At 68.0% G+C, this 25,096-nt stretch carries 18 protein-coding genes; 9 read left to right on the top strand and 9 right to left on the bottom strand.

The window, feature by feature from the left end; translation table 11 throughout:
- On the bottom strand, positions 1-489 hold the full coding sequence (locus ACQY4T_RS21405; protein WP_428534810.1) for an Lrp/AsnC family transcriptional regulator: 489 nt from the start codon (positions 487-489) through the stop codon (positions 1-3).
- Positions 490-734: 245 nt separating this feature from the next.
- On the opposite strand from ACQY4T_RS21405, the gene ACQY4T_RS21400 reads away from it, so the two are divergent.
- The 5 genes from ACQY4T_RS21400 (at position 735) to ACQY4T_RS21380 (ending at position 5,485) form a co-directional block, all read left to right on the top strand.
- Positions 735-3,014: a penicillin acylase family protein gene (locus ACQY4T_RS21400; RefSeq protein ID WP_428534809.1), complete on the top strand. Its 2,280-nt coding sequence runs from the start codon at positions 735-737 to the stop codon at positions 3,012-3,014.
- Positions 3,015-3,024: 10 nt separating this feature from the next.
- On the top strand, positions 3,025-3,531 hold the full coding sequence (locus ACQY4T_RS21395; RefSeq protein WP_428534808.1) for an RDD family protein: 507 nt from the start codon (positions 3,025-3,027) through the stop codon (positions 3,529-3,531).
- Positions 3,528-4,322, top strand: a complete 795-nt coding sequence (locus ACQY4T_RS21390; protein WP_428534806.1) for an arginyltransferase — start codon at positions 3,528-3,530, stop codon at positions 4,320-4,322. Before ACQY4T_RS21395 ends, ACQY4T_RS21390 begins: the two co-directional genes overlap by 4 nt.
- Before the next feature lie 210 nt (positions 4,323-4,532).
- A complete protein-coding gene (locus ACQY4T_RS21385) occupies positions 4,533-5,162 on the top strand; it encodes an NUDIX hydrolase (protein ID WP_428534804.1) in 630 nt (209 codons plus the stop codon).
- A gap of 110 nt (positions 5,163-5,272) precedes the next feature.
- Positions 5,273-5,485 carry a dodecin gene (locus ACQY4T_RS21380; protein WP_428534802.1) on the top strand — a complete coding sequence of 71 codons (213 nt, stop codon included), beginning with the start codon at positions 5,273-5,275 and terminating at the stop codon, positions 5,483-5,485.
- 285 nt (positions 5,486-5,770) lie between these two features.
- Here the strand turns inward: ACQY4T_RS21380 and ACQY4T_RS21375 are convergent, their stop codons facing one another.
- The 5 genes from ACQY4T_RS21375 to mnmG all read right to left on the bottom strand — a co-directional run bounded on the left by ACQY4T_RS21375 (position 5,771) and on the right by mnmG (position 15,522).
- Positions 5,771-6,862, bottom strand: a complete 1,092-nt coding sequence (locus ACQY4T_RS21375) for a Zn-dependent alcohol dehydrogenase (protein WP_428534800.1) — start codon at positions 6,860-6,862, stop codon at positions 5,771-5,773.
- Positions 6,863-7,100: 238 nt separating this feature from the next.
- On the bottom strand, positions 7,101-7,547 hold the full coding sequence (locus tag ACQY4T_RS21370; protein WP_428534798.1) for a hypothetical protein: 447 nt from the start codon (positions 7,545-7,547) through the stop codon (positions 7,101-7,103).
- A gap of 389 nt (positions 7,548-7,936) precedes the next feature.
- A complete protein-coding gene (locus tag ACQY4T_RS21365; RefSeq protein WP_428534796.1) occupies positions 7,937-10,750 on the bottom strand; it encodes a [protein-PII] uridylyltransferase in 2,814 nt (937 codons plus the stop codon).
- A 13-nt stretch (positions 10,751-10,763) separates the two neighbouring features.
- A complete protein-coding gene (gene mutS / locus ACQY4T_RS21360) occupies positions 10,764-13,361 on the bottom strand; it encodes a DNA mismatch repair protein MutS (RefSeq protein WP_428543028.1) in 2,598 nt (865 codons plus the stop codon).
- Positions 13,362-13,653: 292 nt separating this feature from the next.
- Positions 13,654-15,522, bottom strand: a complete 1,869-nt coding sequence (gene mnmG, locus ACQY4T_RS21355) for a tRNA uridine-5-carboxymethylaminomethyl(34) synthesis enzyme MnmG (RefSeq protein ID WP_428534794.1) — start codon at positions 15,520-15,522, stop codon at positions 13,654-13,656.
- A 149-nt stretch (positions 15,523-15,671) separates the two neighbouring features.
- Between mnmG and ACQY4T_RS21350 the strand changes: the two genes are divergently transcribed.
- Complete coding sequence (locus tag ACQY4T_RS21350) at positions 15,672-17,957, top strand: NADP-dependent malic enzyme (RefSeq protein WP_428534792.1); 2,286 nt, start codon at positions 15,672-15,674, stop codon at positions 17,955-17,957.
- A gap of 17 nt (positions 17,958-17,974) precedes the next feature.
- Here ACQY4T_RS21350 and ACQY4T_RS21345 read toward each other — a convergent pair whose 3' ends face one another.
- Positions 17,975-18,514: a bactofilin family protein gene (locus ACQY4T_RS21345; protein ID WP_428534790.1), complete on the bottom strand. Its 540-nt coding sequence runs from the start codon at positions 18,512-18,514 to the stop codon at positions 17,975-17,977.
- A gap of 295 nt (positions 18,515-18,809) precedes the next feature.
- A complete protein-coding gene (locus ACQY4T_RS21340) occupies positions 18,810-19,508 on the bottom strand; it encodes an EI24 domain-containing protein (RefSeq protein ID WP_428534788.1) in 699 nt (232 codons plus the stop codon).
- Positions 19,509-19,718: 210 nt separating this feature from the next.
- On the opposite strand from ACQY4T_RS21340, the gene ACQY4T_RS21335 reads away from it, so the two are divergent.
- Positions 19,719-21,293 carry a gamma-glutamyltransferase gene (locus ACQY4T_RS21335; protein ID WP_428534786.1) on the top strand — a complete coding sequence of 525 codons (1,575 nt, stop codon included), beginning with the start codon at positions 19,719-19,721 and terminating at the stop codon, positions 21,291-21,293.
- A 99-nt stretch (positions 21,294-21,392) separates the two neighbouring features.
- Positions 21,393-23,453, top strand: coding sequence for a tetratricopeptide repeat protein (locus ACQY4T_RS21330; protein WP_428534784.1), 2,061 nt, complete (start codon positions 21,393-21,395; stop codon positions 23,451-23,453).
- 9 nt (positions 23,454-23,462) lie between these two features.
- Here ACQY4T_RS21330 and ACQY4T_RS21325 read toward each other — a convergent pair whose 3' ends face one another.
- Entirely contained in the window at positions 23,463-23,819 is a 357-nt protein-coding gene (locus ACQY4T_RS21325) for a rhodanese-like domain-containing protein (RefSeq protein WP_428534782.1), read from the bottom strand.
- Between the two features lie 90 nt (positions 23,820-23,909).
- Between ACQY4T_RS21325 and ACQY4T_RS21320 the strand changes: the two genes are divergently transcribed.
- The gene (locus ACQY4T_RS21320; RefSeq protein WP_428534780.1) at positions 23,910-25,076 is read left to right on the top strand and encodes an acyl-CoA dehydrogenase family protein; all 1,167 of its coding nucleotides are present in this window, start codon (positions 23,910-23,912) and stop codon (positions 25,074-25,076) included.
- Positions 25,077-25,096: the final 20 nt, after the last annotated feature.

Here is a 25,096-nt window from a genome sequence, read left to right as displayed (position 1 = left end):
CTAGGATCCGAACGGCACCCCGGCCAGGCTGCGGCTGGTGCGGATTGTCTGCAGCGTCTGCACCCGGCTGACGGTGGACGATCCGGTCAATCTCTGGGTCAACTGGTTCTCGTGCGCGGTGTCGCGCGCCACCAGCTTCAGCAGGAAATCGCCGCCGCCGCGGATCATGTGACACTCCCGCACCTCGGTCCAGCCGCCGACCAGTTGCTCGAACGCCGACAGCACCGCCTCTTTCTGGCTGTCCAGCCCGACGATGGCGAAGAAGGTTATTTCCCAGCCCAGTTTCTGCGCGTCGGTGTCGGCGTGATAGCCCAGAATGACGCCGGCTTCTTCCAGCGCCCGCACCCGGCGCAGACAGGGCGGCGCCGAGATGCCCGCGCGCTTCGACAGATCGACGTTGGTCATTCGGCCATCTTCCTGCAACGAGGCAAGAATGCGGCGATCGATCGCGTCCAGCGTGATCGGGGTTTCTGACTGATATGGTTTCATTTATTGTTTGAACGGACGTTTCCCAGGCGCAGGACCAGCATAGTCTTTAATCTTATTGCGTACTGGCCTACCCGCAAGCTGAAAAATCGCATTTCCGATGTCCGCCGTCATGGTTCACCGCATGCGGCGGCCGGGCAGGGCAGATCGGCGGCACAAGCCGGCGGTCATGATTTGGTCTCTTCCCACAGCGTTCCGATACCACCACCTTGTGGGGCATGACCCCTCTGCTTCGAGGAATCGCCCGCGTGCTGGCAGCGATCGGCGTGCTTGTTCTGTTAGCGGCCGCGCTGGTGGTGGGCGCGGTGTGGTTAACCCTGCCCGGTGCGAGCCAGACCGCCTCGATCCCCGGCCTGTCCGGTTCGGTGGACATCACCTACGATGCCGACGGGGTGCCGCGCATCCATGCCGGATCGGAGCGCGACGCCGCCGCCGCGATGGGCTTCGTACACGCCCGCGACCGGATGTTCCAGATGGAACTGATGCGCCGCGTCGCCTCGGGGCGGCTGTCGGAGATCGCCGGGGCGGCAACCCTGCCGCTCGATCGGATGATGCGCACGCTGGGGCTGCGCCAGGGCGCGGTCGCCGATCTCGCCGCGCTAGCGCCCGAGACAAGGGCGCTGCTGGATGCCTACGCCAGCGGGGTGAATGCCTGGATCAGGCTGAAGGGGCGCTTCGCCGCGCCCGAGTTCCTGGTGCTAGGGGCGCCGGAGCCCTGGCAGCCGTCCGACAGCCTGCTCTGGGCCAAGACCATGGGGCTGTGGCTGTCGATGAACTGGCGCCAGGAGCTGGCGCGCCAGGCCCTGGCCGGGCGGGTGCCGGCCGCGATGCTCGATCAACTATGGCCGGGCCAGCCCGGCGTGCGGCCGCCCGATGCGGCCAACGCGCTGCCCGACCGATTCGCTGCCGCGGCGTCGCGGCTGGCCGCGGTGCTGCCGCAGTTCCCCGGCCCCTACACCATGCCGCCAAGTGCATCGAACGAGTGGGCGGTGGATGGCCGCCACACCGCCACCGGCGCACCGTTGCTGGCCGGCGATCCGCATCTGGCGTTCAGCTTTCCCGGCATCTGGTACCTGGTCCGGGTGGACATGCCGGGCCGCGTGCTGGCCGGCGCCACCGCCCCCGGCGTGCCGTTCCTGGTGCTTGGGCACAACGGCAAGATCGCCTGGACCTTCACCACCACCGGCGCCGACGTCCAAGACATCTTCATCGAGACCCCGGCCGGTCCCAATCAGTATCAGACCCCGAGCGGCCCGCAACCGTTCGCGGTGCGGGAGGAACGCATCAAGGTCCGCGGTCGCCCCGATCAGGTGCTGACGGTGCGCGAGACCCGCCACGGCCCGGTGATCAGTGACCTCGATCACGCTGAGGGTCCGATCATGGCGGTGGCGATGGGCAACCTGGCGCCGGACGATACCGCGGCATCCGGTCTGCTGGCGTTGAACCGAGCGACGACGGTGGAGCAGGCGCGGGCGGCGGCGGAGCAGATCAGTTCGCCGGCGCAGAACCTGCTGGTCGCCGACGCCAGGACGATCGGCCTGTTCGTCACCGGACGGGTGCCGATCCGCAAGGCCGGCGACGGGTCCGCCCCGGTGCCCGGGGACGGATCGCACGACTGGATCGGCTGGGCCTCGGGAGATCAGTTGCCGCACGACATGGCGCCCGCCAGCGGCCGGCTGGTGAACGCCAACGAGCCGGTCTGGGCGCCCGGATTCCCGGTCTTCATGGGCCGCGACACGTTCGGCGATTGGCGCGCTCGGCGGATCCGCGAATTGCTGCAGCAGTCGGACCGTCACACCGCTGCCGACTTCGCCGCCATGCAGTCCGACGTCGGCGACGATTTCGCTGTCCAGATCCTGCCGGTGCTGCTGACTGTGCCGGGCACCACCGGCGCGGCGGCGAAGGCGCTGGAGCTGCTGCGCGGCTGGGACGGCAGGGCGGTGATGGACAGCCCCGCCCCGCTGATCTTCAACGCCTGGATCGACGCGTTCCATGCCGCCGTGCTGCGCCGAGCCGGACTGGATCACGGGATCGGTGCGCCGGTCTCGGATTTCGTCGCCGCGGTGCTGGCGCCGGGGGGCGAACACTGGTGCGGCGGCGATTGCCGGCCGATGCTGCGTGACTCGCTGGTTGCGGCGGTCAAGCGGTTGGGCGCGCGGTTCGGCGGCGATCCCGCCGCTTGGCGCTGGGGCGTGGCGCACCAGGCGATCTTCGCCCACCCGATCCTGCGCGCCATTCCGCTGCTTGGGCCATTCACCACGATCAGTCTGCCCAGCCCGGGTGACGACAACACGCTGGATCGCGGCGGCACCAACGCGGCCTTGCAGTCGGTGCACGGCGCGTCGTATCGCGGGGTGTATGACCTGGCCGATCTCGATCGCAGCCTGTTCATGATCACCCCCGGTCAATCCGGCAACCCGTTCAGCGCCCATGCCAGAGATTTTGCCATCCGCTGGCGAGACGGTGCTACCATCACCCTGGGGCCCGCGCCGGCCAGCGTCTCCGGCACGGTCCGATTGATCCCATGAGGCTGTCCCGATGAGCTATGCCAACCCGCCACTGGACGACCACTTCCTGACCAGCGGAGTGCTTGGCCGCCGCTGCCTGGGGTGGCTGTTCGATATCTTCCTGATCGCGGTGCTGGTCTGGGTGCTATGGTGGATCCTGGTGATGTTCGGCGTGCTGACCCTGGGGCTCGGCTTCGGCGCCATCAGCATCCTGCCGGTGGTGCCGTTCTGCTATCATTTCCTGTCGCTGCTGGGGTCATCCACGGCGACGCCGGGACAGCAGATGACCGGGCTGACGGTGCGCCGCGATTACGACCTTGGACCGCCGATGCCGATGCAGGCGCTGATCTCGGTGCTGGCGTTCTACCTGACGCTGGCGACCTCCGGCGTGCTGCTGGTGGTGGCGCTGGTGACCCGGCGGCACCGCACGCTGCACGACCTGGTCAGCGGGCTGGTCGTGGTACGCGTGGCAGCGATGCGGACGTTGACCGAAACCGGCGGAAGCTGGAACATGCCGGGGGGAACGTTCGCCTCATGAGCTTGTACAAACCGCCGCGCCGTCCGCAGTTCTTCTATACCACCGCCCCGTTGCCCTGCCCGTACCTGGCGGGACGCATCGAACGCAAGGTGGTGACCGAGATCATCGGGCCGGACGCCGAAGGGCTGCACGACCGGCTGTCTCGCGCCGGCTTCCGCCGCAGCCACAACATTGCCTATGCCCCGGTCTGCCCGTCCTGCCAGGCCTGCGTGCCGATCCGCATCCCGGTCGACGCCTTCCAGCCCGACCGCACGCTGCGCAAGATCGCCAAGGCCAACGCCAGGCTGGAGGGGTTTCGCGCGCCGTCACGCGCCACCGCCGAACAATTCCAACTGTTCCAGCGCTACCAGCAGGCGCGCCACGGCGACGGCGACATGGCCAGCATGAGCTTCTACGACTATCGCGCGATGGTCGAGGACACGCCGATCGAAACCTTCATTATCGAGTTCCGTGATGACCAGGACCGGCTGCTCAGCGCCTGCCTTGGCGACAAGCTGGCCGACGGCCTGTCCGCGGTGTACAGCTTTTTCGTCCCCGGCATGGAAAAGCGGTCATTGGGCACCTACGCCATCCTGTGGCTGATCGAACGCGCCCGGGCGCTGCGGCTGCCCTATGTGTATCTCGGCTACTGGGTGCCGGAGAGCCGGAAGATGGCCTATAAGGCTCGGTTCCGCCCTAGTGAGGTGCTGGTGAACGGGACCTGGCGGATGCTGACCGATGCCGAGGCGGCCAGTGGGGCGGCCGGTGACGCCGCCGCCGAGGTGGCGATGGTGTCGGAACCGGCGGATTGATCGCCAGACCCGTTCGGGCTTGCCCGGCCCATGTCCGAACGGCCCATGTCCGAACGGCCCATGTCTGACCGGCCGATGTCCGACCGACCGATGTCTGACCAGCCGATGTCTGACCGGCCGATGTCCGACCGGCCCATGTCCGACCGGCCCGTGTCCGACCGGCCCGTGTCTGTCCGGCCCGTGTCTGACCGGCCGATGTCCGATTGGCCGATGTCCGATCCTGCCTGGCTGACCTGGGCGCGCGAGATCCAGGCGATCGCGCAGACCGGCCTGGCGTTCAGCAAGGACCCCTACGACCTGGAACGCTTCGCTGCCTTGCGCCGCCTCGCCGCTCGGATCATGGCCGAACACAGCGGCGCGGAGGTCGGGCGGATCGAAGCCCTGTTTGACGCCGAAGCGGGTTATGCCACGCCAAAGGTCGGGGTGCGCGCGGCTGTGTTCGACGCCTCGGGCCGCATCCTGATGGTGCGCGAGACCGCCGACGAGAACCGCTGGACGCTGCCCGGCGGGTGGGCCGAGACCAATCAGACTCCGGCCCAGTCGGTGACGCGGGAGGTTTTCGAGGAAGCCGGCTACCATGTCCGCCCGGTCAAGCTGGCCGCGGTCTGGGACCGCGCCCGACATGGGCAGCCGCCAACGCTGTTTTCAGTGGTGCGGATGTTCTTCGTCTGCGCGCTGGAAGGCGGATCGGCGACCACCAGCTTGGAAACCAGCGAGGTCGGCTGGTTCGCCGAAGCCGATGTGCCGGCCGAGTTGTCGCTGCGGCGCACGCTGCCGCATCAGATTGCTCGGATGTTCGCGCATTGGCGGGACCCCGGCTTGGCCACCGAGTTCGACTGAATCCAGGATCGCGCGTTGCCCGAGATCGCGCGTTCGTGTCGTCCAGGCGCTGGCGTATCGCCGGGTCAATTGCGTTGTGTCTGCGTCACCGACACAAGGGGAGAACCAACATGGCGGACCACGTCTATAAGCTTGTCGAACTCGTCGGCTCTTCCGAGGAAAGTGTCAGCAAGGCGATCGACGGCGCCATCGCCAAGGCCGCGGTCACCCTGAGACATCTCGGCTGGTTCGAGGTAACCCAGGTGCGCGGTCACATCGAGAATGGCAAGGTCGCGCAATACCAGGTGACGATCAAAGCCGGCTTCAGGCTGGAAGACGAATAAACCAGACGTCGGCTGTCGATCCGCCACAGTGTGTTTCCATCCGCCGCGTTTATGCCCGCTCAGCATTTACGTTCGTGCGGCTTTTCTCGTCCGTCGTGATAAGGCCGAGATGGAGACCCTCGGAACGGTCCGCGCCCCGGGCATGGGCGCCCGACGCGCTGACACCCGAGCTACTTGCGCCCGAGCGTCAACCGCGGCGGCGACGTGGCGACTGGGTCAGCGACTCGGCGCAGGCGTCAGGCGAGTAAGGGGCCCAGGCCGAAGCACATCGTCCGGGCGGGTCGGTCAGACCACGCCGAAGTCGATCAGATTGCGCACCGGGGCGCCGGACTTCAGCATGGCGAAACCCTCGTTGATCTGGTCCAGCTTGACATGGCCCGAGATCAGCGTGTCCAGCTTCAAACGCCCCTGGCGCCAGAGCTCCAGCAGCCGCGGCATATCGACGCGGAACCGGTTGCCGCCCATGCTGGTGCCCTGGATCTTGCGGTCGCGCAGGAAGTCGGCGCCATGCAGTTCGATCTTGGTGCCCAGCGGGACCATGCCGATGATGGTCGCCACCCCACCCGGCCGCAACATCGAGAACGATTGCTCCGCCGTGGCCTTCAATCCGATCGCCTCGAACGAATACGGCACACCTTTGCCCTCGGTCATGTCCTTGACCGCGGCGACCACATCGACGTTCGACGCGTTGATCGTGTCGGTAGCCCCCATCTCCCGCGCTTTCTCGAGCTTCGATGCATTGGTATCGATTGCAATGATCCGCGAGGCGCCGGCCAGTGCGGCGCCGTTCACCGCCGACAGTCCGATGCCGCCGCAGCCGATCACCGCGACCGTGCTGCCGGGCTCGACCTTGGCGGCGTGAAACACCGCGCCGACGCCGGTCATCACGCCGCAGCCGACCAGGGCGGCGCGATCCAGCGGGATCTCCTTGTTGATCTTCACCACCGCATGTTCGTGCACCAGCATCTGTTCGGCGAACACCGACAACTGGAAGGCCTGGTTCAGCACCGCGCCCTTCCATTTCAGCCGGCGCGCGACGCCGGGCAGCAGCTTGACCTCGGGGTTGTCGCACAGGTTGGTGTGCCCGGTCATGCATTGCTCGCACTCGCCGCAGAACACCGACAGGCAGGTGATGACGTGGTCGCCGGGCTTGACGTAGGTGACGTCCTCACCCACCGCCTCGACCACGGCGGCGCCTTCATGACCTAACACTGCCGGCGCCGGGAACGGGTAGAGGCCCTCCATGAAGTGCAGGTCGGAATGGCACAGGCCGGCATAGGCGGTGCGCAGCAGGATCTCGCGCCGCTTCGGCTTCTCGATTTCCACGTCCTCGATTGTCAGAGGCTGGTGTGCCGCGTGAAAGACCGCCGCTTTCATTGGATATTTCCTCCGGTTTCTGGTTGGCGACGACGCCGGTCGTTGAGCCTGGACGGTGCGCTCGCCCTGATGCATGGCGGGAAGCACGATCGTCCGACCGACCGATCGCCATCCGTCGCATTGGACGGTGTCATGTCATCCATGCCATCCGTCGCGTTGGACGGAGTCGTGTCTCGTCTTGGCGGCGGACGGCCGCGGGATGCGGCGCCGCATGACGCGACGCCGCATCAGGTCGGCGTTACGGCTTGGTGCCGGGGGCACTGCCGGCGGGCATCGTGCTGTTTGGCATGGTGCTGTTCGGCATCGTGCTGTTTGGCATGGTGCCCGACCCGCTAGGGGTCATTGCACCGCTCGACGGTGCCATCATCGCGCCGGAACCGCCGACGCCGCCATAGGTCTGCCCCTGTTGCGCCGCCTGATAGCTTTGTTCGTTCAACCGGTCGACATCGGCGTTTTGCGACGTGTCGGAGCGGCCGTGCATCATGGCGTGCGAGTGACCCATCGCCGAGTGATGCATCGGATGACCGCCCATGGCACGGCCCGGGCTGGCCGGCGCCTCGGTGCTGGGTGCCGCGGTGCTATCGGCCGGGGCGTTGGAAGCAGGCGCACTGGTCTGCGCCAGCGCCGGCACGGCCGCCAGCATGGCAACGGTGCACGCCGCCTGTAGCAAACGGGTTTTAAGCATCATGATCTCCTTATTGGCATTCGGGAGGTTGAAGACGTACCCCGCGACAACGATCGACGTGGTGCCCAAACGCGCCTCGTATCGATCACTTCCGGTTGCGCATAGCCACCCTGCTCGATATAGCGCCCTAGTGTCAATCGCTTGCAGGAAGCGGGACGCTATCCTTCAGACCTCACGATGTTGATATCACGGGCTGGGTGTCTATTGCAGACCGGTCTCAGGCTCGTGCCAAGCTGCGCCTGTTGCAAGCCGCTACCGAGCGGATTCCGCCAACCCGGCAACAACTTCGAGTCGTTGGCGCCAAGCCACAAAGTAGGCGCCAATCCACAAGCAAGCGACAGACGGATCATCATCGCAACCGCGATGTGATGGGTTATCGGAGTGATTGCCTAACCAGCCGCCCGCTTCAGCTTCCGCACCGGCGTAACGGCAACCGGTGGCGCGACATCGTCGGGATTCTCCAATGCCTGCAGCAAGGCCTTGCGCAACTGCTTCAACTTCCTCTCGTTCTCGATCTTCAGCCCGAACACGTCCTTGACGTAAAACACATCCACCGCGCGCACGCCGTAGGTGGTCACATGCGCCGATGCGATCTGCAGCCCCTGGTCGCTGATCGCGGCGGTGACGTCGTGCAGCAGCCCCGGCCGATCGCGCCCGTTCACCTCCAGCACCGTGTGGGTATTCGACGCCCGGTTATCGACCACCACGCGCGGCGGCACATGGATCGCCTGCATGCGCCGGCCCAGCACGATCTTGGACACGCGGCGGATCTCGGTCGCCAGTCGCAGCCGGCCCGACAGCGCCTGCTCGATCAGCACCGAAAGCCGAGCCAACCGATGCGGCGCATCGAAGGTGCCTCCGGCGGTGTCCTGGATCCAGAAGGTATCGAGCGCCATGCCGTTGGTCATGGTGTGGATGCGCGCGTCCACGATCGAAGCGCCGGCGACCGCCAGCGCGCCGGAGATCTTGCTGAACAGCCCGGCGTAGTCGGCGCAGTACACCGTCACCTCGGTGACCGCGCGTGCCGGCAGCAATTGGGTATCGACCGTCAGCGGCGCCTTGCGGTGCTCGGCGTCACGCATCAGGCGGGCATGGCGGGCATGGGTTTCCGGATCGAACGACAGCCAGTATCCGGCGTAACCGAGCGCGGCAAAGTGCTCGATTTCCTGTTCACTCCAGCCGTCCAGCAACGCACCCGCCGCCTGCTTGGCGCGCGACACCCGCACGTCGCGTTCGGTGGTGGCAAGGCCGCCGGCCAGCACTTCCGCCACCCGGCCGTAGAGCTCGCGCAGCAGCGTCGCCTTCCAGCCGTTCCACACCTTGCTCGACACCGCCCGCATGTCGGCCACGGTCACGATCAGCAGCAGCCGCAGCCGTTCGGGGGACTGGATGGTGTCGGCCAGATCCAGGATGGTCTTCGGATCGTCGATGTCGCGCTTGAACGCGGTGGCGCTCATGAGCAGGTGGTGCAGCACCAGCCAGGAGACGGTCTCGGTCTCCTCGTCGGTCAGCCCGAGCGCCGGCCCGACTTGCAGCGCGACTTCCGCCCCGAGCGCCGAGTGGTCGCCGCCGCGTCCCTTGGCGATGTCGTGCAGCAGCATCGCCAAGTAGAGCGAACGCCGCGACTGAACGTTCTCCACCAGTTCCGAGGCGATCGGGGCGACGTGGGCCAACTCGCCCCGCTCCAGCGTGTTGAGGATGCGCACCGCCTCGATGGTGTGCTCATCGACGGTGAAAATATGGTAGGTGTCGAACTGCATCTGGCCGACGATGCGCGCCCAGTCGGGCAGATAGCGGCCGAAAAACCCGGTCTCGTTCAGGATGCCAAGCCAGTGCGCGCCGTCCGGATCGTGGCCGCCCGGCCGGTGGCGATCGGGCTCCTTGCCGCACAGCAGGTCCATGAAGATCGCCGCCGCCTTTCGGTTGCCGCGCAGCGAGACAGCTCGGCGCTCGTTCTGGATGAACGACCGCAATGCCAGCGGATGCAGTTCCAGCCCGCGATCGCGGGCGATCTGCAGGATGCGCAGCATCTGGATCGGTTCGGCGTCGAAGTCGCGTCCGGCGATCGGCAACAACTGACCTTCCGCCAGCACGAATCCGGCCGCCAGCAGGGCGTCGTCGGTCTCCGCCTCCAGCGCCGGCGGGCCGAGAGCCGAACGCAGGATGGCCGGCTCCAGGATGCGGGTCAGCCGGGCGATCTCGCGCGCGGTCAGGAAGTAGTGGCGCATGAAACGCTCCACCCCGTCCTGGCGGCCGTGCCGGGTGTAGCCCAGCCGCGCGCCGATCACCGGCTGCAGGTCGAAGGTCAGGCGCTCCTCGGCGCGGCCGGCGACGTAGTGCAGATGGAACCGCACGGTCCACAGGAACTCCCAGGCGCGCCTGCCGTGGCGCGCCTCCTGTTGCGTCAGGATGCCGCCCAGATCGGCCAGTTCGCCCATGGTCTGGGTGTCGAACATGTAGCGCGCGATCCAATACAGGGTCTGCAGATCGCGCAGACCGCCGCGGCCTTCCTTCACGTTGGGTTCGACCACGAACGGGCTGTCGCCGTAGCGGCGGTGCCGCACCGCCCGTTCGGCCTGCTTGGCGGCGATGTATTCGGCCGCCCCGGTTTGCTTGCAGGCGGCGCGGAAACGCCGGTGAAAGTCACCGAACAACGCCTTGTCACCGGTCAGGTAGCGGGCATCCAGCAGCGCGGTGCAGATCGTCGTGTCCTTGCCGCCCTCGGTCAGGCAATCGCCGATCGAGCGCGTTGCATGACCGACTTTCAGGCCGAGATCCCAAAGGAAATACAACATATACTCGACGACCCGCAGTGTCTTCGGCGTCGGGTCCTCGGCGGTCAGAAACAGCAGGTCGATATCGCTGAACGGCGCCAGCACACCACGCCCGTAACCACCGGTCGCGGCGATGCTGAGATCCTCGAACCCGTCCAAGTCGGCCTTGGCCGTGGTGTGCTCGAACAGCGCCGCGACCACGCCGTCGATCAGTGCGCCCAGCAGCCTGGCAGCTTGCAGGCCGGTGATCTGCTCGTGTTCGAAGGCGTGCTGCACATACGATTGAATACGCGCCAGATGGCGCCGGAACGCACCGACGGCTGCATCGCGCGACACCGCGCCGGTGTCGTCGGCGATGCCGGCCAGGGCGTCCGATAGCAGTGACGCCGCGGCCTCCGGAGCGCGCGGCAAGGGGATCGGGGTTAACATCGTAGCGATCGTACTATCTGGGTCCTTCTGCGCAACCCGGCAACAGCAGTTTAAGCCGATATAGCGCCTCGAGTGCTTGTTTTGGTGACATATCGTCCGGTTTCAGTGCTGCAAGCGCGTCATACAGCGGGTCGGGCTGGTTCACCGCCGCCACCGGGTCCGGCTGATCCGCTGTCGCGGCGAACAGCGGCAGCGCCTGCAGCGAGGCGGTTTTGCCCAGCGGGCCGCCGTTCCGTTCGAGTGCCGCCATCAGCGCCGCGGCCCGCCGCACCACCGGGTTCGGCACGCCGGCGAGTTCGGCGACATGCACCCCCCAGGACCGACCGGCCGCGCCTTCCGCCACTTCGTGCAGGAACACCACGCTGCGCTTCCATTCCTTGACGCGCATGGTGTGCGGCCGCAGCCGAGGCAGCCGGTCGGCCAGTTCCGCCAGTTCATGGAAGTGGGTGGCGAAAATGGTGCGGCAGCGGATCGCCGAGTGCAGGCTCTCGAGCACCGCCCAGGCGATCGCCAGGCCGTCCAGGGTTGCGGTGCCGCGGCCGATCTCGTCCACCACGACCAGCGATTTCGGGCCGGCCTGGTGCAGGATCGCGGCGGTCTCGGTCATTTCCACCATGAAGGTGGACCTGCCGCGGGCCAGATCGTCGGCGGCGCCGACCCGGCTGAACAGCCGGTCCACGATGCCCAGAACGGCGCTCTCGGCGGGCAGCGGCAGGCCGGCCTGGGCCAGGATCACGAACAGCGCATTCTGTCGCAGGAAGGTGGATTTGCCGGCCATGTTCGGCCCGGTCAGCAGCATCACCCGCTGTTCGGGGGACAGGTCGCAGCGGTTCGGCACGAAGCCGGCCTGGCCGGCCAGGGCGGTTTCGACCACCGGATGCCGCCCGGCCTCGATGCGGAAGTCTTCCGCGTCGGTCAGTTCGGGCCGCACCCAGGTGCCGCCTTGGGCCAGCCTGGCGGCGGATTGCGCCGCGTCCAGTCGGGCGAGCGCGGCGGCACAGGCGGCGATCCGTTCGGCATGGCCCAGCGCCGCGGCGACCAGGTGGCCGAACACCAGACGTTCCCGACCCGCCGCGCGTTCGGCCGCCTCGCGGATACGCTGATCCAGTTCGGATAGGGCCGGGGTGGTGAACCGCGCGCCGTTCGCCATCCCCTGGCGCAACGTCAGTTCGGCAAAACCGCGCAGGCTCTCCACCGCGACCGCAGGTGCCTCGATGATATAGCCGAGTTGCGCGTGATGCCTGATCTTGAGGCTTGCGACGCCGAAGCGCTGGGCGAAATCGAGCTGCAGCCCGGCGATCACCCGGCGGCTTTCGTCGCGCAGCGTGCGATGTGCATCCAGTTCGGCGTCGAACCCGGGGCGGATCGCGGCGCCATCATCCAGCCGCGTCGGCACCGGGTCGGCCAAGGCGCGCGCCAGATCTTCGGCCAGCGACGAACCGGTGGGAAGCGCGGATTTCACATCGGCCAGCGCCTGCGGCAGCGGCGGGACAAGGACCCCGGCGATCGCGGAGGCCGCGTTCAGCCCGTCGCGTATGGCCGCCAAATCGCGCGGCGTGCCGCGACCCAGCGACAAGCGGCCCAGCGCGCGCGCCATGTCCGGGGCGCCGCGCAAGATCGCCCGCAACCGCTCGGTCGCATCTACGTCGGCCACGCACCAGCACCAGGCGTCCTGGCGCTGGGCGATGGTCGCGGCATCGGTCGACGGCGCCGAAAGCCACGCCGCGAGCAAGCGCGCGCCGGCCGCCGTCACGCTGTGCCGCACCGAAGCCAGCAGCGTGTGCTCGGTGCCCCCGTCCCTGGAGCGCAGGATTTCAAGACTGGCGCGGGTGGCGGCATCCATCAGCAGCACACCGGCCTGGCCCTGCGGTTCGGGGCGGCTAAGCCGGGGCAGGGCGCCGGATTGGGTGGTGCGGATGTAGTCCACCGCCAGCGCCGCGGCGACCGCTTCGGCGTCCGTGAAGCTGCCATAGGCATCCAGGCTGGCGGTGCCGAACGTCTCGGCCAGCCGGCGGCGGGCGACCAGTGGCGGCGACGCCAGCGGCGCCGGGGAGCGCAGCGCCGAGCGCTCGCCGAGATCGAGCGTGTCGGGGGCAAGCAGCTCCGCGGGTTCCAGCCGGCCCAGCAACGCCGGAAGTTCCGTTGCCGCCAGTGCGGTGGTTTCAAACAGTCCGGTCGAGACATCGGCCCAGGCGGCGCCTAGCCCTGCACTGTCGAATGCCAGCGCCAGCAGCAGGTTGGGCCGCCCCGCCTCCAGCAGCGAGTCCTCGGTGATGGTGCCCGGGGTGATGATACGCACCACCTCGCGCCGGATCGGCAGCTTGCCGCCGCGGGTCTTGGGATCGCGGGCCTTGGGGTCCTCGGTCTGCTCGACGATGGCGACGCGGAAGCCGCGCCGGATCAGGCGTGCGAGATAGACCTCGGAGGCATGGTGCGGCACGCCGCACATCGGGATCGGCGAGCCGGCGTGTTCACCGCGATGCGACAGCGCGATATCCAGCGCGGCGGCGGCGGCCTCGGCGTCGGCGAAGAACAGTTCGTAGAAGTCGCCCATGCGGAAGAACAGCAAGGCGTCCGGATGATCAGCCTTGGAGGCGAACCACTGCGCCATCGCCGGCGTCGCCCCGGTGCCCGAGGGCACTTTGCCCGGAGCATCGTTGGGCCGGGCCGCGCTCCCGCCCGAGCCGGCAAGGACGCCGGTCTGAGCACCTTGCTGGGCGGGGTCCTGGGCGCCCCGGTTATGCTCTAGCGGTTTGTGCTGTCGCATGGTCCACGCGCGCTGAACGCGCCGCCCGCGGAAGATCGCCGATCCGCGCCGCCCGCGGCGATGGGCCGATCCGGGCTGCGTGCTTCGACCGCATCGAACCTGGCCGCCACGATCATGCCTATCATAATCTTGCCCGTCATACAGATGCCGGGGCGGCCGCGTGCTTGCGTGCGAAGCTGGCGATCGACGCCAGTGCGGCCGGGGTCATGCCCTGGATGCGGGCCGCCGCGCCCAGCGAGTCCGGCTTGGCCTGATTCAGCTTCTCGCGGATCTCCGCGGACAGACCGCCGATATCCTCGAACAGGATCCCCGCCAGGGCGACGCCCTCCTCCCGCCGAGCCAGCCGCAGCTCGGCCTGCTGGCGATGCAGATAGCCGGCGTAGCGGGCATCGGTGCGGAGTTGTTCGGCGGCCCGCGCCGGGAGCGTGGCAAGCCAGGGAAACGCCGCGCACAGCAGCGGCCAGGCGACCTCGTCGTTGCCGGCCAGGGCGAGCACAGTGCGGCTGCGCCCATCCAGGGACGCGGCCAGACCGACCCGGTGTAACGCGGCCGCCGCCAGGGTCTCCCCGCCGGCGCGCTGCATTGCCTCGCGCAGAGCGGCCTGGTGGGCGCTGAAGGCGCGGCCGCGCGCGCTGCCGACGCAACCCCAGGCAATGCCCTTGGCGGTCAGCCGCAGATCAGCGTTGTCGGCCCGTAGACTGAGCCTGAACTCGGCGCGCGAGGTGAACATCCTGTACGGTTCGGCGACCCCTTGGGTGGTCAGGTCGTCCACCATGACGCCGAGATAGCCCTCGGTGCGATCGACCCAGACCGAGGCCTGACGGTCGGCGCCGCGAGCCGCGTTGACCCCGGCCAGCAGGCCCTGCGCGGCGGCTTCCTCGTAGCCGGTGGTGCCGTTGATCTGACCGGCCAGGAACAGCCCCGGCAGCGAGCGCAGTTCCAGCTCCCGGGTCAGCGCACGGGGATCGACGTAATCGTATTCCACGGCATAGCCGGGGCGCAGCATCCGGGCGTGGCGCAGACCCGGGATGGTGCAAAGGATCGCCGCCTGCACCTCTTGCGGCAGGCTGGTGGAGATTCCGTTAGGATATACCGTTGGGTCGTCCAGGCCCTCGGGCTCCAGGAAGATGTTGTGCCGGTCCTTGTCGGCGAAGCGAACGACCTTGTCCTCGATCGAGGGGCAGTAACGCGGCCCGCGCCCGGCGAGCTGGCCGGAGTAGACGGCCGAACGGTGCAGGTTGGCGCGGATCACCTGGTGGGTTTCCGGCGTGGTGTGGGTCACCCGGCATTCGATCTGGCGGTTCAGCAGATGCGCGGTCATCGTGCTGAACGGCTGCGGCTGGTGGTCGCCGGGATCCGCCGCCAGGCTGTCCCAGTCGATGCTCCGCCGGTCCAGCCGCGGCGGGGTTCCGGTCTTCAGCCGGCCCAGCGGCAGGCCGAGGCGCGAAAGGGTCCTCGCCAGCCCGTCCGAGGGCGGCTCGCCCATGCGCCCGGCCGCGGTCTGGCTGGCGCCGATATGGATGACGCCGCGCAGGAAGGTGCCGGTGGTCAGCACCACGCTGGCACAGGCGATGCGCTGGCCGGCCTCGGCGATCACCGCCGCGACCCGCCCGTCGCGGCCGATCTCCAGGTCGCGCGCGGCGCCGGCGCGCAACGTCAGGTTCGGGGTCTCGGCCAGCAACCGGCGCACGGCCCGGCGGTACAAGGCGCGATCGGTCTGCGCCCGGGGGCCGCGCACGGCTGGTCCCTTGCTGCGGTTCAGCAGTTTGAAATGGATGCCGGCGGCGTCCGCGGCGCGGCCCATCAGTCCGTCCAGCGCATCGATCTCGCGCACCAGGTGGCCCTTGCCGATGCCGCCGATCGAGGGATTGCACGACATCTCGCCGATGGTGTGCAGCGCATGGGTCAGCAGCAGCGTGCGCGCGCCGACCCGGGCCGCCGCCGCCGCCGCCTCACAGCCGGCGTGGCCGCCGCCCACCACGATGACATCGAATCGCTCGCTCATGACGCCTGTTGTGCCACGGAAGCATGCCCTACCGCCATGGCCTGCTCGCCGTTCTGTCGCGATCCGGCCTCTTTCATTGCACGCCCGACAGGCCCATGATCGTTCCGAAGCTGCGCGTCACCAGCGCGGAAATAGGGGGGAGTCGGGCGATGGCCGACGGAACGATCGACACCAGGACGGCGCGCATTTCGGCCGAGGAGGCGCTGCGCATGCATGCCAGCGGCCGGCCCGGCAAGCTGGAAACCCGCATCAGCAAGCCGATCGCCACCGCCCGCGATCTGTCCTTGGCCTACTCGCCGGGTGTCGCGGAGCCGTGCCTGCACATCGCGCGCGACCCGTCGCTGGCCTATGAATACACTACCAAGGGCAACATGGTCGCGGTGATCTCCAACGGCACCGCCGTGCTGGGTCTGGGCAATCTGGGGGCGGTGGCGTCGAAGCCGGTGATGGAGGGCAAGGTCGCGCTGTTCAAGCGCTTCGCCGACGTCGATGGTATCGATCTCGAAGTCGGCACCGAGGACGTCGACGAATTCGTCAACGCGGTGCGCTTCCTGGGCCCCGGCTTCGGCGGCATCAACCTGGAAGATATCAAGGCGCCGGAATGCTTCGTGATCGAGCAGCGGCTGCGCGAACTGATGGACATCCCGGTGTTCCACGACGACCAGCACGGCACCGCGATCGTCGCCGTGGCCGGGCTGATCAATGCCTGCCACCTGACCGACCGCTCGCTGCGGGAGACAAGGCTGGTGGTCAACGGCGCCGGCGCCGCCGCGATCGCCTGCGTCGAGTTGCTGAAGGCGATGGGCATGCGGCCCGATCACGTCATCCTGTGCGACACCAAGGGCGTGGTCTATCGCGGCCGCACCGAGGGCATGAACCAGTGGAAATCGGCGCATGCCAGCGCGACCAACGCGCGCACGTTGGCGCAGGCGATGGAAGGCACCGACGTGTTCTTCGGCCTGTCGGTGAAGGGCGCGCTGACCCAGCCGATGGTCGCCTCGATGGCCGACAAGCCGATCATCTTCGCGATGGCCAATCCGGACCCCGAGATCACCCCGGAGGAAGCCCGAGCGGCCAGCCCGCACGCGATCATCGCCACCGGACGCAGCGACTACCCCAACCAGGTCAACAACGTACTGGGCTTTCCCTATATCTTCCGCGGTGCGCTCGACGTCCGTGCCAGCACGATCAACGACGCGATGAAGATCGCCGCCGCCGAGGCGCTTGCCAAGCTGGCGCGCGAGGATGTGCCCGACGAGGTACACTCCGCCTCGGTCGGGCGCCGGCTGGGGTTCGGGCCGGAGTATATCATCCCCAACGCGTTCGATCCGCGGCTGATCGCGCGGGTGCCCCCGGCAGTGGCCAAGGCGGCGATCGAGTCCGGAGTGGCGCGCAAGCCGATGGAAGACCTGCGGCGCTACGCGCGCACCCTGTCAGGGCGGTTAGACCCGACCGCCGATGCGCTGGACGCGACGATGGAGATGGTGCGCGAGAACCCGCGCCGCGTGGTGTTCGCCGAGGGCGAGGAGCAGAAGGTGGTGCGCGCAGCGGTGGCGTTCCGCAACGCCGGCTACGGCCAGCCGGTGCTGATCGGGCGTGAGGATCGGGTCAAGGCCACGCTGGCCGGCCTGGGGCTTGGCGAAATCGAGGGCATCGAAATCCACAACGCGCGGCTGTCCGGCGCCAACGGCAAATACGTCGATTTCCTGTATCGCCGGCTGCAGCGGCAGGGCTATCTGCAGCGCGACATCCAGCGCATGGTCAACCAGGATCGCAACGTGTTCGCCGCCTGCATGGTGGCGACCGGAGACGCCGACGCCATGGTCACCGGCCTGACCCGCTCCGCCTCGGTCTGCCTGCACGATATCCGCCACGCGATCGGGCCGGCCAAGGGCGCCATTCCGTTCGGTCTGACCTTGCTGGTGGGGATGCGCGGGAAAACCATCTTCCTGGCCGATACCCTGGTCAACTTCCGCCCCGACGGCCAGCAGATGGCCAACATCGTGGTCGGCGCCGCGGCTGCGGCGCGCCATCTGGGGCACGAGCCGCGGGTGGCGCTGCTGTCGCACTCCACGTTCGGCGATCCGGCGCACGATCGGGCGGTGCCGATGCGCGAAGCGGTCACAATACTGGACAGCCGCGGCGTGGATTTCGAATACGATGGAGAAATGAGTCCGGACGTCGCGCTGGAGCCGGCGATCCGAGCGCTTTACCCGTTCTGCAGGTTGACCGGGGATGCGAATGTGCTGGTCATGCCCGGGCTGCACTCTGCCCACATCGCCGCGCGGCTGACCAATCATATCGGAACAGGATCGACAATCGGCCCGCTGCTGCTGGGCATGGAAAAGCCGGTGCAGATCGTGCCGATGGATGCATCATCCAGCCAGATCGTCGATCTGGCTTGCCTGGCGGCGTATCAGGCGGTCACAGCCTGATACGCCGGCTGACGGTTTCAACCGTTACGAACAGACTCGGAAACCGCCGGTTCGAAGCTCGGCCGCTGCGCCGCGTCGGTTCTGGCTCCGTCGGTTCGCGCCGGATCGGTCCTGCCCTGGTCGGCCTTCGGCTGGTCGGTGATCATTTCGACCCGCCCGGTGATCTGGCCGCCATCCTCGACCTGCAGACGCCGGCAGCGCGCGGTGCCCAGCGCCTTGCCGCTGCTGCGCACCACCAGGCTGCCGCGCGCGGTCAGCGTGCCGTCGATGGTGCCGGCGATCTCGGCATCCTCGACCTCGACCTCGCCCTTGAACATGCCACCCGGCGCGATCGCCAGTTCGGTGGCATGGATCATCGTCGCTTCGACGGTGCCTTCCACGACTAGGCGTTCGGCATCCTGCACCACGCCCTGCACGCTGATGCCGCGCCCGACCACCAGGGTTCGGCGTTCGGCCGGATCGCGCACGCCGGGGCGCCCGGTCGTCGCGGCCGGTCGCGCCACGGCGGCGGGCGCTGCGGGTGTGGCGGGGGTGGGCGTAAACGGCGGTCGGGACATGATTTGCGCATCCTCGGGCGGAGCGGGGCGGAAAGGAGGAACACCAAGACCACTATCGAGCGGCGGTCGCGGCGCGGTCATCGGCATGGCATCTGTGGCACTCGGGCCCGGCGGCACGATCGGCAGCCGCGCCGGAAACGGGTCATCGATCCTTGCCGAAGCAGGCTCGTCGGGTTTGCGACGTTTGAACACGGCACCTTACCAAACTGAAAGACGCAACCCTCGCCTAGCATGGAGCGTGCGGCGCAAACAACAATCTGTTGAGGGGTTGTCCGATAAAACCGGTAGCGAATCACTATCGTCTGGCCGCCGCCTCGGTCAGCACGATGTCCAGAACATGCACCATGGCCGCCACGCCGAGGATCGGGATCAACAGATTGACCAGCGGAACATAGGCCGCCAGCGCCAGGATCGCGCCCTGGCACAGCACCACGCCGCGATTCTGCTGGTACAACGACTCGGCCGCTTCCCTTGGCATCCGTCGCATCGCCACCGCGACGAACAGCCCGCGTCCGAGTGCGTAGGCGGTGACCATCCAGCCCAGGATCAGGCCAATGCCGGGCAGCACGATCGCCAGCACCAACGCAACCAGGGTCAGGCCCAGCACCCGCAGCGCGACCGCGATGCCGTCCCATGCCTGGGCCAGCAGCGAGGCGCCGTTCGGCGGCGGCAGCCAGGGATAGAACCGATGCTCGACCGAGGCCGCGATGCGGTCGAAATACAGCGTGCCGATCGCCGCCGCGACCGGCAAGAACAGCCACAGCGCCACAAGCGAGGTGGCGATCGAACCCAGCAGGTCGGCGCCCCAGGCCCACCAGCCGTGCAGCTCCAGGATGCGGTGCACGATCCCGATCGAGGCTGCCAGCAAGAGCGCGAAACAGACCGCCGACCAGGCAATGCTGAGCAACAGCACGCGGCGAAACGTTGGGTCATCGAACTGGCTGACCGCGCGGCTGAAAGGCAACAGCAGATGCGTCGAACCGACAGGCCGCATGCGGACTTCCAGACCCGGTGTGCCGGGTAACAACGCGCGCTGCTGGGCATGCGCATGTTGGATGGGTTGCGGCGAAAGCGCCGGCGCCTGGATAGGCGAGGCGGCCTCGGTTTGGCAAACCCCCGCCGGGGCCGCCGCAAAAGCTTGACTCGGTGCGACCTGGGGGGTGCGCTAGATGCGCGCGTTCACCCGCTGGCCGGAGCCCCAAGCATGAGCTATTCCCCATCACCCCACGTCACCCAGAACTGGGTCGTTTCGAAGCCGATGGCACGCGGCCGGCGCGGCATCGTCGTCTCCCAGGTGCGCGGCGCGGCCGAGGCCGGGGTGGCGATGCTGGACGCCGGCGGCAACGCGGTGGATGCCGCGGTGGCGACAGCCTTGGCATTGGCGGCGGTGGAACCGTGGAACTCCGGCCTCGGCGGCATCGGCTTCGCGTTGGTACATCGCGCCGGACAGCCGATGGCGGAGGTGGTGGATTTCGGTCCGGTGGCACCGCGACGGCTTGACCCAAGCGCCTTCCGGCTCACCGGGCGGATCAAGCGCGACCTGTTCGCCTGGCCGGAAGTCGAGGATGACGCCAACATCCACGGCCCGCTCAGCTTCGCCATCCCGTCCTCGACCGCCGGCTACGAGAAGATGCACAGCACCTGGGGCAAGCTGCCGCTGGCCGAGGTGATCGCCCCGGCCATCGCCCTGGCTCAGCGCGGACTGCCGCAGGATTGGTACACCACCTTGAAGGTCGGCGCGTCCGCCTCGGTGCTGCGCCGCTATGCCGAAAGCGCCCGCATCTACCTGCCCGACGGCTTGCCCCCGGTGGCGCCATACCAAGGCTCGCCAGGGTTCTTCCGGCTCGGCGCACTGGCCGACACGCTGGCCCATCTTGGCCGTTACGGTCTGCGCGATCAATACGAAGGCGACCTGGCCGGGGCCATCATCGCCGACGTCAGGGCGATGGGCGGATTGCTCGACGCCGGTGATCTGCGGTCGTGCCAGGCGGTGTTGCGTCCGGCGACGCAGTTCCCCTGGCGCGGCCACACGCTGCAACAGGCCGGCAGCCTGACCGCGGCGCCGACAATGATCAGCGTGCTGCGGCAGATGGCGGCAGTTCGTGTCGGCGGCAAACCGGATGCTGCCTGGTATGTGGCCTTCGCCCGGGCGATGAAACAAGCCTACAAGGAACGTCTCGAAGGGTTGGGCGACGCCGACCCGTTGGCAGCCGACACCTGCACGACCCATCTGTCGGTCGTCGATGCCGAAGGCACCATGGTGGCGATGACCACGACCCTGCTGTCGTCGATGGGCAGCCGGGTGGTGCTGCCGACCTCGGGCGTGCTGCTGAACAACGGCGTCATGTGGTTCGATCCGCGCCCCGGTCAGCCGAACTCGATCGCCGGCGGCAAGCGGCCGCTGACCAACATGTCGCCGATCCTGCTGCGCGACGACGCCGGGCCGTTCCTGGCGGGGGGCGCATCGGGCGGCCGGCGGATCCTCGCCTCGGTCAGCCAGATGCTGGCATTCCTGACCGATTTTGCCATGGACCCGCAACAAGCCGCGCATCACCCGCGGATCGATGTGTCCGATCCCGACCACGTGTCCGCCGACCGGCGGCTGGATCCCGAGGTGATCGCCGCGCTGACCGCCGATGGTCCCACCGTATTGGTCGAGCATGGCGTGATGCCGATCAACTTCGCCTGCCCGAACTTCATCGTCGTCGAACCGGATGGCACTCGTGCCGGTATAAGCGATGTGGCGTCGCCGTGGTCGGCGGCGCTCGCCCAGGCGTAACGATACGTTACCGGTATCATGGCGATTTTGCGGCAGAAATAACTTCACTTTCGTGTCTACATGCGGTGATATGCACGAAATCGTGAGGAGTCATCACGCATGTATCGCGCCGTCTGCGCCTCGGTCGCCATCGTCTTGACGGCCTGGGTCCCCGCCGGGCTGGCCTCGCCCTCGCCGTCCGGCGGCCCGGCGCTGCCGCAGTCGCCCAGGCCGGCGGTGGTCTATCGGCAGTGGAACGACCTGATGCACAAGGCGGTCGATGGCGACGTCGCGGCGGCGACCGAGATCGGTCGGATGTACGCCGACGGCATCGACACGCCGCCCGACGCGGCGGAGGCGGCGCGTTGGTTCGGCCGCGCCGCGGATCTCGGTTCGGACGCGGCGCGGCGGGAACTCGGACTGTTGCTGCTGCGGGGCAACGGCATCGAGAAGGACCCCGAACGCGCCGCGTCGCTGCTTCGCCAGGCCGCCGACGCGGGCGACGCCGAGGCCGAGGCAGCGCTCGGCGTGATCTATGCCTACGGCGACGGACTGCCGCGGGACTGGGCGCTGGCGGTGGAATGGTCGCGCCGCGCGGCTGAGCAGGACAACCCTTGGGCACAGGCCAATCTTGGGCTGTATCTCGAAACCGGTCGAACCGGGGCGCCCGCCCCGGCGCAAGCGGCTGCCTGGTACCGGAGGGCGGCGGATCATGGCTTCGCGTTGGCCCAGGTCCGGCTCGGCCTGCTGTATGAACGAGGATTTGGCGTTGACCGCGATCCGGTGCGCGCGTTCACCCTGTATATCTGGGCGGCCCAGCAGAATGACCCGATAGCGGAACGTCTACTCGGTTTGGCGTTCGGCGACGGCATCGGCACACCGCGCGATCCGCTCGAACAAGCCGCCTGGCTCAAGCGTTCGGCTGATCATGGCGATGCGGAATCAATGTATCTGCTGTCCGAGATCTACGCCCAGGGCAGGGGGGTGGCGCGCGACCCCGAGCAGGCGCACGACTATTTGCTGGATGCCGCCGAACATGGCCACGCGCTGGCCGCCGCAGCCGTGGGCGTCGACGACGCCGATCCCGCGGACGCCGCGAAATGGCTGCGCATCGCGATCGACGCCGCCGCCAAGGACGCGGCGTTCCTGACCGAGGACGCCGCCACCTACCGAGGCCGCGAACTGGCGCTCGCGCGCTTCCATCTCGCGATGCTGCTGCTGCACGGAACCGGCGTGGCCCGGGACACCGCCGGGGCAATCGCACTGTTGCATCACGCCTCGGATCATGGTTGCGGTCTTGCTACAAATGAACTGGCCCGGATGTATCATCGCGGCGATGGCGTGGCGCGCGATAATGTAACGGCGACAAAACTATATCAGGCAGCCGCCGCCGCCGGCGTCGGGTCGGCGGCGTTCGATCTGGCCGACGGCTACGCGACCGGATGGGTTGGAGAACGATCCAGCCAGACCGCGCTGGCTTGGTATCGTCGGTCCGCCGCGCTGGGCTTTACGCCGGCCTGGTTCGCGCTTGGCCGGTCGTATGAGGAGGCAACCGGCGTGGCGCGTGACGCCAATGAGGCGCTGACCTGGTATCAACTCGCCGGCAACAGCAACGTGACGGCCGCGCAGATGCGGCTTGGTGATATCGCCCGATGTGGCGAATTGGGACAGCCGCGCAACGATCTGGTGGCGCTGCGCTGGTATCGACTGGCGGCCGATCATGGCGAACCGCTGGCCGAGGAGAAGATCGGCGACCTGTATTGGCGGGGCTCCGCCGACCTGTCGCGCGACCGCGCCGAGGCGGTGCGGCATTACGGCGTCGCCGCCAACCGCGGCATCGCCTCGGCTGAACGCAAGTTGGCGATCGCTTATGCCAACGGCGACGGCGCGCCGGCCGACGACGCGCGGATGCTGCAATGGGAACGCAAGGCGGCCGAGGCGGGGGACCCGGTGGCGGCCGGTATGCTGGGCTACGCCATCATGATCGGGCTCGACGGCAGCTACGATCTGGTGGAGGCGGCGACCTGGCTGACGCTGGCGGCGGAACACGCAAGCGGCAACGAATGGCAGGTGCAGGCGGTGGCTTATTCCAGGGACGCGCGGAACAAGCTGACCGCCGTCGAACGCGAGGCGTTGCAGGCTCGACTGGCGCATTGGCGATCGGCGCGGGACGACGAATAGGCCACTCGGTCAGTCCACGCGACGAGACCGCCACCCCACCATGCCGCCGCGCAGCACCCTGATGTCGGTGCCTCCCGCCCGCGCTAGTTGCTCCGCCGCCGCCGCCGACCGCCGATCGGTATGACAAACCAGCACCAGCGGTCGTCGTTCCGCTAACAGATCGGCGGCGCGCGTCGCGATGTCGCCTAGCGGGATGTTGCGCGCGGTCTCGATATGCCCGAGCGGCCCGGTGTATTCCGCTGGTTCCCGGACATCGATCAGCAGCGGCGGGGACGCACTGTCCAGCAACCCGGACAGGTCGTCGGTTTCCAGCCAGCCGAATGACGCAGCGGCGCTGGGGCCACGCAATTTGTCCAACAGCCCCATCCCAGTTTCCTTTCGTCGCGTCGATTTCGCCAAAATCCCATCGCGCGGTATGATCGCATCCGCCGATGCAGCCTGAAAGGGGTCGCCGCAATGGACTTCGCATTCACCGAAGCGCAACAGCAAATCCGCGAACAGGTGCTGCGCGTGTGCGCCCGCTTCGACGACACCTACTGGCTGGAGCGTGACACTAGCGCGACCTTCCCCCATGCCTTCTTCGACGCCATGGCCGCCGGCCAGTGGCTCGGCATCGCCATGCCCGAGGCCTACGGGGGCGCCGGCCTCGGCATCACCGAAGCGGCCATCCTGGCGCAAGCGGTCGCCGAGTCCGGCGCCGCCATGAGCGGGGCGAGCACCATCCACATCAACATCTTCGGCCTCAACCCTGTCGTGGTGTACGGCACCGAGGCGCAGAAGGCGCGCATGCTGCCGCCGCTGATCGAGGGCAAGGACAAGTCGTGCTTCGGCGTGACCGAACCGAACGCCGGGCTCAACACCACCGAGATCACCACCCGGGCCGACCTGCACGGTGATCACTACCGCATCAACGGCACCAAGATCTGGACCTCCACCGCCCAGGTCGCCAACAAGATCCTGCTGCTGGCTCGCACCACGCCGCTGGACAAGGTGAAACGCAAATCGCACGGCATGACGCTGTTCTACACCGACCTCGACAAGACCCACGCAGAGGTGCGGCTGATCCACAAGATGGGCCGCCACGCGGTCGATTCGAACATGGTGTTCTTCGAGGACATGCGCGTCCCGGTCGAGGACCGCATCGGTGAGGAAGGCGAGGGGTTCCGCGCCCTGTTGCACGGGCTCAACCCCGAACGCGTGCTGCTCGCCGCCGAGGCCGTCGGCATCGGCCGCGCGGCGCTCGCCAAGGCGACGCGGTACGCCCGCGAACGCGTGGTGTTCAACCGCCCGATCGGGCAGAACCAGGGCATCCAGCACCCGTTGGCGAAGAACTGGGCGGAACTGGAAGCCGCCAATCTGCTGACCTTCAAGGCGGCCTGGCTGTACGACACCGGGCGGGAATGCGGCGCCGAGGCCAACGCCGCGAAATACCTGGCGGCGGAGGCCGGCTATCACGCCGCTGAACAGGCGGTGCTGACCCATGGCGGCATGGGCTATGCGCAGGAATATCACGTTGAACGGCTGTTCCGCGAAAGCATGCTGCCGCGGCTCGCTCCGGTCAGTCGCGAGCTGATCCTCAGCTATCTGGCGGAACGGGTGCTGGACTTGCCGAAGTCGTACTAATGAACTCTGTATCAGGCGGG

The organism is Rhodopila sp. (assembly GCF_965277825.1).
GTDB lineage: Bacteria > Pseudomonadota > Alphaproteobacteria > Acetobacterales > Acetobacteraceae > Rhodopila.
The sequence above is the reverse complement of the archived record's forward strand: the minus strand, read 5'-3'. Positions and strand labels throughout refer to the sequence as shown.